This is a genomic window from Qipengyuania sphaerica (assembly GCF_019711595.1).
GTDB classification, from domain to species: domain Bacteria; phylum Pseudomonadota; class Alphaproteobacteria; order Sphingomonadales; family Sphingomonadaceae; genus Qipengyuania; species Qipengyuania sphaerica.
On record NZ_JAIGNR010000001.1, the window covers coordinates 1274199 to 1286253 of the forward strand.

The 12055-nt window shown below is 62.3% G+C and carries 12 protein-coding genes and 1 tRNA gene; 7 read left to right on the plus strand and 6 right to left on the minus strand.

The window, feature by feature from the left end:
- Positions 1-1938, minus strand: a complete 1938-nt coding sequence (locus K3178_RS06305) for a peptidylprolyl isomerase (protein ID WP_221570490.1) — start codon at positions 1936-1938, stop codon at positions 1-3.
- A 222-nt stretch (positions 1939-2160) separates the two neighbouring features.
- Here K3178_RS06305 and tpiA point away from each other — a divergent pair, with 222 nt between their 5' ends.
- The 3 genes from tpiA to pyrG all read left to right on the plus strand — a co-directional run bounded on the left by tpiA (position 2161) and on the right by pyrG (position 5099).
- Positions 2161-2922 (plus strand): triose-phosphate isomerase, encoded by a 762-nt coding sequence (tpiA, locus tag K3178_RS06310; RefSeq protein ID WP_221570491.1) that lies wholly within the window; start codon positions 2161-2163, stop codon positions 2920-2922.
- A 69-nt stretch (positions 2923-2991) separates the two neighbouring features.
- Positions 2992-3360: a preprotein translocase subunit SecG gene (gene secG / locus K3178_RS06315; RefSeq protein WP_221570492.1), complete on the plus strand. Its 369-nt coding sequence runs from the start codon at positions 2992-2994 to the stop codon at positions 3358-3360.
- A gap of 104 nt (positions 3361-3464) precedes the next feature.
- Complete coding sequence (gene pyrG / locus K3178_RS06320; protein ID WP_221570493.1) at positions 3465-5099, plus strand: CTP synthase; 1635 nt, start codon at positions 3465-3467, stop codon at positions 5097-5099.
- A 381-nt stretch (positions 5100-5480) separates the two neighbouring features.
- Here the strand turns inward: pyrG and K3178_RS06325 are convergent, their stop codons facing one another.
- A complete protein-coding gene (locus K3178_RS06325; RefSeq protein ID WP_221570494.1) occupies positions 5481-5951 on the minus strand; it encodes an Hsp20 family protein in 471 nt (156 codons plus the stop codon).
- A gap of 153 nt (positions 5952-6104) precedes the next feature.
- Between K3178_RS06325 and grxC the strand changes: the two genes are divergently transcribed.
- The 4 genes from grxC to K3178_RS06345 all read left to right on the plus strand — a co-directional run bounded on the left by grxC (position 6105) and on the right by K3178_RS06345 (position 7775).
- The gene (grxC, locus tag K3178_RS06330; protein ID WP_221570495.1) at positions 6105-6368 is read left to right on the plus strand and encodes a glutaredoxin 3; all 264 of its coding nucleotides are present in this window, start codon (positions 6105-6107) and stop codon (positions 6366-6368) included.
- Entirely contained in the window at positions 6369-7184 is an 816-nt protein-coding gene (locus K3178_RS06335) for a carbon-nitrogen hydrolase family protein (protein ID WP_221570496.1), read from the plus strand.
- A gap of 9 nt (positions 7185-7193) precedes the next feature.
- Positions 7194-7658, plus strand: coding sequence for a DUF1178 family protein (locus K3178_RS06340; RefSeq protein WP_221570497.1), 465 nt, complete (start codon positions 7194-7196; stop codon positions 7656-7658).
- A 40-nt stretch (positions 7659-7698) separates the two neighbouring features.
- Positions 7699-7775, plus strand: a tRNA-Arg gene (locus K3178_RS06345).
- Between the two features lies 1 nt (position 7776).
- On the opposite strand, the gene K3178_RS06350 is transcribed toward K3178_RS06345, so the two are convergent.
- The 4 genes from K3178_RS06350 to K3178_RS06365 all read right to left on the minus strand — a co-directional run bounded on the left by K3178_RS06350 (position 7777) and on the right by K3178_RS06365 (position 12002).
- Positions 7777-8952: an MFS transporter gene (locus K3178_RS06350; protein ID WP_221570498.1), complete on the minus strand. Its 1176-nt coding sequence runs from the start codon at positions 8950-8952 to the stop codon at positions 7777-7779.
- The gene (locus K3178_RS06355; RefSeq protein WP_221570499.1) at positions 8949-9863 is read right to left on the minus strand and encodes a haloalkane dehalogenase; all 915 of its coding nucleotides are present in this window, start codon (positions 9861-9863) and stop codon (positions 8949-8951) included. The genes K3178_RS06350 and K3178_RS06355 overlap by 4 nt, the downstream gene beginning before the upstream one ends.
- Before the next feature lie 53 nt (positions 9864-9916).
- Positions 9917-10795 (minus strand): mechanosensitive ion channel family protein, encoded by an 879-nt coding sequence (locus tag K3178_RS06360; RefSeq protein ID WP_247713526.1) that lies wholly within the window; start codon positions 10793-10795, stop codon positions 9917-9919.
- Positions 10796-10877: 82 nt separating this feature from the next.
- Positions 10878-12002 carry a hypothetical protein gene (locus K3178_RS06365; RefSeq protein ID WP_221570500.1) on the minus strand — a complete coding sequence of 375 codons (1125 nt, stop codon included), beginning with the start codon at positions 12000-12002 and terminating at the stop codon, positions 10878-10880.
- Positions 12003-12055 lie beyond the last annotated feature (53 nt).

A 12055-nucleotide genomic window follows, 5' to 3' on the forward strand; every position in this document is an offset into this window, starting at 1 on the left:
TCAGTTGGTTTCGCCGAGCAGCTGGCGGCGCACGGCCGCAATGGCAGCCGGATTGCGCTCGACACCCAGTTCTGCACGCATGGCGGCCAGCATCTGCGCGGCATATTCACCGCCCCATGCCTGGCCGACTTGGCTCTTCGCCATGGCGATCAGCGGATCGTTTTCTTCCAGATCCTCCAGCGTGACGTCGTCGAGGCCGACGATGTACCAGCCCTGGTCTGCGGCGCCTTCGAGCTTTTTGACCGTTCCCTTTGCCATGCCGAACAGCAGGGCGATCGGCGCCGGAACGCGTGCATTCCCCAGCTGTGCAAGCTCCTGCCTGCTGTAGTTCACCTGCTCGGGTGCGCGGATTGCCTTTTCTTCGGCGGCCACTGCGGCGGCCAGGCTTTCGCCTCCCTCTACACGCTTCAGGATACGTTCGGCCGCGGCTTCGGCGCCCTTGTCGCCGGTGACGCGGCGCCACTCGGCAATCGCTTCGTTACGGATTTCAGCGAGCGGGGCAGCCGCGGAAGGCGTGATGGTCGCAACTTCGTAAAGCAGGAAGGTCTGGCCATCGGGCAGTGCTCCGATCTCGGGCTCGCCCTCGTCGATCTGGAAGGCAAAATCGAGCACGGGGGCAAGGATCGGCGGCACCGGTTGCGCGGTTCCGTAGATCCGTCCCGCAGCAGTAACAGGTGGCGTCGTGTTCAGCTCGAGATCGAGTTCCCTCGCCACGGCTGCAAGCGAAGCGCCGTCTGCAAGGCGGTCTTCGATGCCGACAGCAAGTTCGGCGATGCCGCGCTGGCGTTTTTCTTCACGTACGACCTCCACGATTTCGGCGCGCGCATCTTCGATCGAGCGCTCCGCCTGCGTGGTGACGGAAGTCACGCGAGCGACATGCCAGCCAAGCGAGCTACGCGCAGGCGCGGTTACCGCGCCTTGCTTCGCTTCGAAATAGGCCTTCGCCACGGCTTCCGAAGCAGCCGACCGAATCTGCGAACGCTCCTGGTCGGAGATCTCGGTCGAACGAAGTCCCGCATCCGAGGCTGCCTTGGCGAAGCTTTCGCCGGCCTGGACCCGGGCGGCGATATTCTGGGCTGCTTCACGGCTCGGAACGATCAACTGGGTAAAGCTGCGCGTTTCCCTCGCAGCATAGTTCTCCGCATTGTCGCGATAATAAACCGCGATTTCCTCGTCTGTGGGCTCGATGCTTTCGCCAAGCGCGCTGCTGTCGAAGGTGGCATAACGCAGTGTCCGACGCTCGGGCCGGATGAACCGCGCGCGGTTGTCGTTATAGAATTTCGTCAGTTGCGCATCGGTCGGGTCACCCTGCGGCGCGAACAGGGCGGCCGGGATGGTCGCGATCGCCCCGGTGCGGCGTTCCTTGAAGCTGCGGGCGTAGGTTCGCGCGATGCTGTCCGGGAGCTGCGAGCCGTAGGCGGCCGGAAGGACCGACTGCTGGAACATCATCGATGTGCGGATCTGCTGGCGGACCTGGCCGTCGGTCAGGCTGTTCGTGCGCAGGAAGAGATTATACGTCTCTGCATCGAAATCCCCGCTCGGACCGCGAGCCCCGGGGATCTGGCGGATTTCGCTGTTGATGAGATTCGTGCCGACGCGAAGGCCGTTTTCTTCACCCCAGGCGATCAGGGCATAGCGATCGATCAGGTCGTCGAGGATGCGGTCAAGACCGTCACCTTCGAGCAAAGTCTGCATGGTCGCCTCGGGGTTTTCCTGCCGAGCCTGGCGAAGCGCGTCATTCGCGGCGCTGTTGAGTTCCGCCGTACCGATTTTGCGATCGCCGATCACGGCCACGCTATCACCGCCCGCAACGCCGCCGAAGCTGCCCGTGTTCGATACATCCATGCTGGCGAAGGCGAAGCCGATCAGGCCCAGGAAGGCCATCGTGATCGCGAGACCGACCTTGGATTTGAAGAAATTCCGGAAAAAAGTGAGCATGGCTTGCGGGAATGCCTCTTGGTCTGCATTGGGCGCACCGCACTTTCCGCAAGGGAATGTGACAGATCGCCGGTTGAGGAGCGCGCTTTATCCGCCCTGCGACCTCGCCGCAACAGGTCGCTTTCGGTTTTGACGGATAAAGAAACGACGACTAGCGGAGCGGCGTTCAGCGCCTATATAGCGCCTCGCCCGGACAGTGATTCACGACAGGAAGATTAATTTATGGCCGATCGGCCCTACATCGTTGGCAATTGGAAAATGAACGGCACGCGCGCCATGCTGTCCGAAGCGCGCGCGATCGACCGCGCGGCGCAGCGCTACATGAAGGCCGAAGTCGCCGTCGCTCCGCCGTACACGCTAATCCACGCCGTCCACCGCGAAGCCGAGCAGATCGGCATCGGGGCCCAGGACTGCCATGCCGACGTGGATGGCGCGCACACGGGCGATATCTCCGCTGCCATGGTCGCCGATGCGGGGGCGAAATTCGTCATCCTCGGCCACAGCGAACGCCGCGCAGACCACAAGGAAAGCAACGCCCAGATCAACGCCAAGATCGGCCATGCCCTGGAGGCTGGCCTGCGGATCATCCTGTGCTGCGGCGAGACGCTGGCCACCCGCGAAAAGGGTGATGCCGAGGCATTCGTCCTCAAGCAGTTGAAGGCGAGCCTGCCCAAGATCGAAGATGCCGCGGAGCGCCTGACCGTTGCCTACGAGCCGGTCTGGGCCATCGGTACCGGCAAGACGGCGACGCCGAAGGATATCGCCGCGATGCACAAGGCGATTCGTGGTCTTCTCGACGAAACCTATGGTCCGGAAGTCTCCGCCGAAGTCCGCATCCTTTATGGCGGTTCGGTGAAGCCGGAGAACGCCAAGGAAATTCTCTCGATCCCCGAAGTGGGCGGCGCGCTCGTCGGCGGGGCGAGCCTTTCGTCCGAAAGCTTCCTCGGTATCGTCGTCGCTGCTTCGGAAACCGAAGAGGCCTGACGCTTGCCGTTTTGCCGCACTGTCCCTAGATGCGGCCCCAATAATCTTACGCTTCAGAGTAGATAACCCATGTTCCTCTTCTTCACCGTCGTCCAGGCGATCGTCGCAGCCGCCCTTATCGGCGTCATCCTGATGCAGCGCAGCGAAGGCGGTGGCCTGGGCATCGGGGGTAGCCCTGGCGGACTGATGAGCGCCCGCGGTGCGGCTGACTTCCTCACCCGTTCGACCAAGTGGCTGGCCGTGACCTTCATAGCACTGTCGATCCTGCTTGCTGCGATGGCCGTCGAAGGTGTGGGCACGGGCGATGTGGAATCCACTCTGGACCGTAGCGTTGCTCCGGCAGAAATCGATCCGCTCGGCGATACCGGCGCGGCTCCCGCCCCGGCAGCAGCTCCGGCGGAAACGCCCGCCGACAGCGACGATCCGCTCGCCGAATAACACTCGCTTCATCGCAAATCGCACGCGCACCGGTGGATAGCGCAGGGTTTCCTGCGCCTTTTCCCTTGCGCCGACTCAACTCGCACGCTTAAGGCCCGACTCCCATGGCGCGGTATATTTTCATCACCGGCGGCGTGGTCTCCTCGCTTGGCAAAGGTCTCATGGCAGCATCGCTTGCTGCCCTCCTCCAGGCGCGCGGCTACAAGGTCCGCATTCGTAAGTTCGATCCCTACCTCAATGTCGATCCGGGCACGATGAGCCCGTATCAGCATGGCGAGGTCTATGTGACCGACGACGGGGCGGAAACCGACCTCGACCTTGGCCACTACGAGCGCTTTACCGGCGTCTCGGCCCACCAGGGCGACAACATCACATCCGGCCGGGTCTACCAGCAGATCATCGCCAAGGAACGCCGCGGCGACTATCTCGGCGCGACGGTGCAGGTGGTCCCGCATGTGACCGACGCAATCAAGGAATTCGCGCTAGCAGGGCAGGACGATCACGATTTCATCCTGTGTGAGATCGGTGGCACGGTGGGCGACATCGAGAGCCTGCCGTTTATGGAAGCGATCCGCCAGCTCAGGAACGAGCTCGAGCCGATGCAGTCGCTCAGCGTCCATGTGACGCTGGTGCCATATATTGCCGCGGCCGGCGAGTTGAAGACAAAGCCGACCCAGCACTCGGTACGCGAACTGGCCAGCCTCGGCATCAAGCCTGACGTACTGCTGTGCCGCGCGGAACATCCCATTCCCGATGGCGAGCGGCAGAAGATCGCCAACTTCTGCAACGTGCGCAAAGAGGCGGTCATTCCGGCCCTCGACGCGCCCTCGATCTACTCGGTCCCGCTGCAGTATCATGCCGAAGGGCTCGACACCGAAGTCCTGCGCGGTTTCGGCATCACCGATGCGCCCGAACCCGACCTGTCGCGCTGGTACGATGTGGTCGACCGCCACTCGAACCCGGAAGGCGAGGTCACCATCGGCGTGGTCGGTAAATATGTCGGCCTGCAGGATGCGTACAAGTCATTGAACGAGGCGCTGATCCACGGCGGCATGGCGCACCGGGTCAAGGTCAACATCAACTGGATCGATGCCGAGGTTTTCGAGCAGAGCGACAGCGATATCGCCGCCCAACTCGAACCGATGCACGGCATTCTCGTACCCGGCGGCTTTGGCGAGCGCGGGAGCGAGGGCAAGATCGCCAGCGTTCGCTTCGCGCGCGAGCGCAAGGTGCCGTTCCTCGGCATCTGTCTCGGTATGCAGATGGCTTGTATCGAAGGCGCGCGGAACGCCGGCTTCGAACAGGCGAGTTCGACCGAGTTCGGCAGCACCGACGAACCGGTGGTCGGCATCATCACCGAATGGATGACCGAAGAGGGCTTGCAAAAGCGCGAAGCCGGGGGCGATCTCGGCGGTACCATGCGGCTTGGCGCCTATGACGCAAAGCTGGCGGCAAACAGCCACGTCTCCTCCATCTATGGCGGTTCGACCGAGATTTCCGAACGCCACCGTCACCGGTACGAGGTGAACGGCAAGTATATCGACCCGCTCGAAAAGCAGGGTCTGATCTTCTCCGGCATGTCCCCCGATGGCCTGCTGCCCGAAATCGTCGAGCGGCCCGACCATCCATGGTTCGTCGGCGTCCAGTTCCACCCCGAACTGAAGTCCAAACCGTTCGACCCGCACCCGCTATTTGCGGGCTTTATTGGAGCGGCACTCGAACAAGCACGCCTCGTGTAAAAAATATTTCAAATTTTTCCGAGCGGCTAAGCGGCTGTAAAACAACGACCCCTCTCGGGGCGCTTGTAGGCATGCGACAAATCAGCGTTCGCTAATGCAGGGGGCCGTCTTTATCTTTTGACATAGATGGGGCAGGACTATCTCGACTCGGTTGCGAAAAGCCATTGAGTCAAAGTGATTTACGCCTGCATGTGCAAGCGGTGGGGCTTGCCTCGAACCCGGTCGTCTTCTGCGACCCGGACGGCCGAATCCGAGGCTTGGCGGCGCTAGTCGTCGCGGGGGTGGTGCTTTCGAGTGCCGCCCCCTTTTACGTTGTGAACGCTCACGAAAAAGGCGGCGCCCCTTACGAGGCACCGCCCTAATTTCGCCTGGCCCTTTAGCTTAGGCCGCAGCGCTGTCGTCTTCGTCATCCTTGACGATCTCGAGCTTCTGCTGCCCGCCGATCGCGATCTTCTTCGGCTTCATCGCCTCGGGCACTTCGCGCACGAGGTCGATCACCAGCATGCCGTCCTTGAGGTCAGCATTGTCGACGCGCACATAGTCGGCGAGGTCGAAGCGGCGCTCGAAGCCGCGGTTGGCGATGCCGAGATGCAGCATTTCGCCTTCGGGCCGGTCGTCACGCTTGCGCCCCTGAATCACCAGCAGGTTCTGCTGCGCGGTGATGTCGAGATCTTCCGAACGGAAGCCGGCAACGGCGAGGGTGATGCGGTATTCGTCCTCGTCGCGGCGCTCGATGTTGAAGGGCGGATAGTTGTCGCCCCCGGCATTGCGCGCCTGGCGTTCCATGAGGTCGAACAGGCGGTCGAAACCGACGGTCGAACGGCGATAGGGGGTGGTGTCAAAACGGTTCATCGAAACAAATCCTCCATTGAGCAATTTGAGTATGTGAAGGGAGCCCGTAAGCGGCACTCCCAAGTCGCCGCACCATGCGGCGACAGACCCAAGATAGGCGCTTGCGAAAGCCTTTCAAGCATCGCACATGAGCGCTCCACACAAGGAAACCCGATGAGCCAGCCTCATATCGACATCTACACCAAATTCGGCTGCGGCTACTGCTTCCGCGCCAAACGCCTGCTCGACGAGAAGGGCGCGGATTACCACGAGCACGACATCACCATGGGCGGCCCGAAGCGCGATGAAATGATGCAGCGCGCACCCACCGCGCGGACCGTGCCGCAGATCTTCATCGGAGACACCTATGTCGGCGGTTCCGACGAACTCGCCGCGCTCGAACGAGCGGGCAAGCTGGACGCCCTTCTGGAAGGCTGAATGACACGGGTTGCCGTCCTGCAAATGACCACGGGGATCGACCCGGAGGCAAATGCCGGCGTGATCACCGATGCTGTTGCGAAATCTGCGGGCGAGGGGGCCGAGATGCTCTTTACTCCCGAGATGTCGGGCCTGCTCGACCGCGACCGCAAACGCGCCGCAAGTTCGATCGTTCGCGAAGAGAATGACCCTGTGCTCGCCTCTGTGCGGGAATGCTCGGCCAGGCACGGGATCTGGACCTGCCTCGGCTCGCTCGCGGTCGATACGGGCGAAGGCAAGTGGGCGAACCGCTCCTTTGTCGTCGACCCATCGGGCCAAATCACCGCACGCTACGACAAGATCCATATGTTCGATGTCGACCTCGCCACCGGTGAAAGCTGGCGCGAGTCCAATGCCTATCGGGCGGGTGACAAGATCGTCACGCTCGAAACGCCGATCGGCAGGCTGGGCCTTGCGGTGTGCTACGACCTGCGCTTCCCGGCTCTGTTCGAGGCGCTGGGCAATGCCGGATGCGATGCCATCGCCATACCCGCTGCCTTTACTGTTCCGACTGGCCAGGCGCACTGGCACATACTCCAGCGAGCGCGTGCCATCGAGGCCAGCGCATTCGTGATTGCGGCAGCGCAGGTCGGGAGCCACGAAGACGGGCGGCAAACCTATGGTCACAGCCTTGTCGTCGACCCGTGGGGAGAGGTGTTGCTCGATATGGGCGGGGAAAGCGCCGGACTGCAATTCGCCCGGATCGACACATCGCGCGTGGAAAATGCGCGCTCACAGGTTCCGAGCCTTGCCAACCGCCGCGTTATCGCCAACTAGGCCCTCACGATGATCGTCTTCGACCTCCACTGCGAAAATGGCCACCGCTTCGAAGGCTGGTTCGGCTCGTCTGCCGATTTCGACAGCCAGCGCGAGCGCGGCCTCGTCGACTGCCCCGAATGCGGCAGCAAGACTGTCGGCAAGGCTCCCATGGCACCGGCGGTAGGCGCAAAGGGCAATCAGGTGTCAGAGCCTACAGCCGGCAAGGAAGCGCAGCTATCCAATGCACCCATGCCGCCCGAGGTCGAAAAGGCGCTCAAGCAGTTGGCCAAGGCACAGGCCAAGGCGCTAGAAAAGAGCACATGGGTAGGCGAGAAGTTCGCCGATGAAGCCCGCTCGCAGCATTACGGCGAGAAGGACGAGGCTCCGATCCACGGCAAGGCCACTCGCAAGGAAGCCGAAGACCTCGCCGCCGAGGGGATTTCGGTCGCCCCCATCCTTTTCCCCATTGCCGAGCCCGACAAACTCAACTGATTGTCAGGGGCTTTCAAGCCGCTATACAGCGCAGCCGGGGGCGCCCGTAGCTCAGTCGGATAGAGCACCAGATTCCTAATCTGGGGGCCACAGGTTCGAATCCTGTCGGGCGCACCACCTACCTGCCAAGCCGCGTCGCTACCCAGCTAAGCAGGGTCACCAGCGCAGATGAAGCCGTGAGAAGAGCGCAGATTCCCTTCCAACCGAATGAGTCGTAAACGGCCGTCCCCCCGATGCTTCCGATTCCGCCGCCGATGAACATGAGGACGATGTAAACCGTCGTCAGTCGTGTGCGCAGGTCGGGCTGGAGCGAGAGGAAGGTCATGCGGCCTGTCACATCGATCGCGGGGCCCACCAGGTTCACGATCACGAGCGGGACGATCAGGCTCCAGATGGAACCACCCAGCGGATAGAAAAGCGCAATGCCGCCCAGCTGGATAACCGCGAAGACAAGCCTGGCTTTCCGCGGGCCAACGCTATCGGACCAGCGGCCCAAGCGCGGGGTCGAAAGGATACTGACGGCTGCAATGGCTGCCAGATAGCCAACGGCGTCGGTTCCGTAATTCATTGGCTCTGCGGTCAGGTAAAGCGCCAGAGCCAGCCACAAGGCGATGAACTGGGCGAAATTGAGCCCCTGTATCGCGCCCGACAAAAGGACTTCGCGGTTTTTTTGCGCAAGCGCAAAGACCGAGAACACCAGCGGCCAGTAGTGCGTACCGCCGCGGTCCCGCTCGCCGATCTGCATCAGGCGGGGGAGGGCGAGGGTGACTGCCAGCATCAGTCCGGTGGCAATCCAGTAGACGAGCCGCCATCCGTAATGTTCGGCTACCCATCCCGCGCCCACACGCGCGATCAGGATACCAAGTATGACCCCGGCGGTCAGCAGCGCGGTCACCTGCCCAAGCCGTTCGGGCGCGACTCGCTTCGATGCATAGGCAGGCAACAGGTAGGGCGCGATGGTGAAGAAGCCGAGCAGCGTCGAGCCGGCCGTGAAGCCGGTGAAACTTTCCGCCAGCGTCATCAGGGCCAGCGATGCCGTTTGCCCGGTTGCGAAAAGGATCGTCAGACGTCTGTTCGAATAGCGGTCGCCGAGCGGGAGAAGCAGGAGAATGCCCACCGCGAGCGCCAGCTGGTTGAGCGCCGGAACAAGGCCGATACGCGCCTCGCTGACGCCGAAATGCGCGGCGACATCGCCGATGATCGGGTGGATGTAATAGGCATTGGCCGTCACCACCGCAGCGGCGATGGCGAGCGAATATTCCTGCGTGCGCGTGAGCCGCGCGGTTTCGTTCACGCGAGATGCCCGGCCTTGCGCGCCATGTCGATCACGCCCTGGGCGAGCGCTTCAGGCTGGTCTTCCTGGCAGAAATGGCCGCAGGGGCTGAGCGTGCGATGGTCGAGACCCTTCGCGCCAGCGATCCTCTCGATGAGGAATTTCTCGCTGCCCTTGGTGATGGGGTCCTCGTCGCCGAACAGCGTCAGGAAGGGCTTCTCGAAAGCGGCGAGCGATGGCCAGGCGACCTTGTTTTCCTCGACCCCCGGCATGCCGTCCTCGACGGGCACCAGCGCGGGGAATGCACGCGCTGCAGCCTTGGACGGCTCGTCGGGGAAGGGCGCATTATAGGCCGCGATCTCGGCCTCGCTCAGCGGGGTCTGCGATGCCCGGTCGAGCAGTGGGCCGATCTGGAAATCGGGCGAGGTCTTCGCAAATTCGCGCCAGGCGAGAAAGGCGGGGGAGGGTGTTCCACCGGCGGGAAGGAACGTGTTGCTCGCCACGACGCAGGCAAACAGGTCGGGATCGTTCGCCACCATCCGCAGTCCGAGCAGGCCGCCCCAATCTTGGCAGAACAGCGCTGCCGGGCGCGGTTCGACTGCCGCGCGCCATTGCTTCAGCCAGTCGACGTGGCGCTGGTAGGTGAAGAAGGAGATATCGTCGGGCTTGTCGCTTTTGCCGAAGCCGATGAGGTCGGGGACGAGGACGCGAAAGCCCGCATCGACGAGGATCGGGATCATCTTGCGGTAGAGGAAGGACCAGCTCGGCTCGCCGTGGAACAGGAGGACGGGCGGGGCATCCTTCGGGCCTTCGTCGACATAATGCATTCGGCCCTTGTGGCCTTCGCCAAGGTCGAGTTCGAACCAGTTCTCCGCGAAGGGATAGTCCGGGATGTCGGCGAAACGCTCCGCCGGTGTCTGGATGATCTGCATGCCACTCTCCCCAAGGTTGCTCGGCCGGACGAATCCGTTGCCGATTGCAACTCTTAGGGCGTGGGCTTGTTCGTGTCACCCAGCCTGCTGACGGGCACGGTTTCCTTGAAGGTGTGCGTGACATAGGGGAAGGGGATCTCGATCCCAGCATCGTCGAGCGCAGATTTGATTGCGCGGATGACCTTGTCCTTGCTCTCCCAGCCCGAACGCGGGGTCGATCCCGACCACCAGCGGACGAGGAAATCGACCGAGCTCGAATTGAACTCCTTGGCGAAAATGTCGATGCCCTTGCTCGCCAGAACCTGGTCGACACCTTCCACCGCGCGGTGGATCACCGTGGAGGCGTGGTCGAGATTGGTGTCGTAGGATACGCCGATCACCACCTCGTGGCGGCGCTGGTCCTCGTCGGTAAGGATTTCGACCGGATTCTTGAACAGGATCGAGTTGGGCACGACGGTCAGCTCACCCGACAGCTTGCGGACATGCGTTTCGCGCAGGGTTATGTGCTCTACCTTGCCGGTGATGCCCTCGCACGCGATCACGTCGCCGATCTGCATCTTCTCGCGCAGCATGATGAGGATGCCGGCAAAGAAGTTCTCGAAGATGTCCTGGAATGCGAAGCCGATGGCGACCGCGCCGATACCGAGGCCCGCAAGAAGACTTGCAGGCGTGAGGTCGGGCATGACTACAACGGCAGCAACGAACAGGCCCACGATCCAGATGGCGAGCCGCACCATCGTATCGACGAGGTTCTTGAGGCTCGAGCGGATTTCGGTCCGCCCGACGATCATGTCCGAAATCCTCACCGCGAAGCGCGCGACGATCCATGTGATGAGGACAATGAAGAGTGCAATCGCAAGGCTGGGCAGGCTCTCGATAAAGCCTTCACCCATCTCGCGGAGCTGGTCACGCAAGGTTTCGATATAATTCAACAAGAACTCCCTTTGCGGCACAACGTTGTGCACCGCAGCGGGTTCCGAAATGGCGGAAATACGCGGTTAGCGAGGGTTAACCCTACTGCGCCGGCGCGGCTTCCGGAACAAGCACATAGACCGGGCCGACATCGACAGCTTCACCGATCCCACCGATGGCCAGTGCCACCTTTGCCGTTCCGTCCGCCAGAGGCTTGGGCGCGCGGGTGGCGAGGCGGATCAATTGCCAGTCGTTGCCCAGCGAAGTCTGCGTCATCTTGAAGGGTTGAGCCTCTCCCGCAGCGGCGAGCCCGACGCCCAGTATCGCCGCTCCGTCCGCACGCTGGGTGGCCACCGTTTTCGCGGCAAGAGCTACGATCAGTTTCTGGCCCTCGGCAATGTCACCCGGCACGTCGACCAGCGCCATGATCTGGCCCGTTTCCGACGTGCTGGTCACCAGCCTGGTCGCCCGACCAAGCCAGATCGTAGCCTCGTCGCGGCTATCTGCCGTCCCGCCTTCAGCCGTGATGGTCCAATCGCGGTCGGTGGGGTCGTTCAAGAGCTCGCCAAGACCACGAAGCGGCTCGGGCAGTTCGGAGTCTTCGGGCGCAGAGGCAATCTCGGTCGCAGGCGCAGGAGCCTTGGCGATATAGCTTGAGTCGGCGACCACGATCGCCTGACCCATTTCGAGAACCTGCTTCGTATCGCCGAAATGAATAGCGACGATACCATCCTTGCTATTCAGCGTCTGGTCGGCCTTCGCGGTTACCTCGTACCATCGCCATTCCTTGCCGATCGAAAGCGTCTGGTCGCCGAATCCGGAATAGGGCGGAACCCCTTCCTGGAAACGGACCCGCATCACTCCCTTACCGTCACTCGTCGCCGCTTCTACCGTACGTGCGTAAAATCCGATCGTAACCTGCTGGCCGCGCACGATCCTGCGGATAAGCGGGATGTTCGCACCGGCTTCGTAGATGAAGTTACCGGCCTTGTTGACGTGGAAGCGTCGCCCCGCACCGCCGGGTATATTCTGATCGCGAAATCCCTCGGTGTAGAAACTAGGGCCGTAGCTTTGCCAGTCCATCCGCGAAGGGTCGTTCGCCAATGTGCCCGGCAGTGCGTCGTCGAGCGCCTGAAGTTCGGGCGATAGCGTTTGGGCGGCAATTGAAACCGGTGTGGACATCGCGATTGCCGCGCAAACGCAGGCAAGTTTCCAGTGTGACGACATTACGTGAGCTTCCCTTAGTCTAGGACTTTGGGAGCGTTAACAACTGCGCTGTG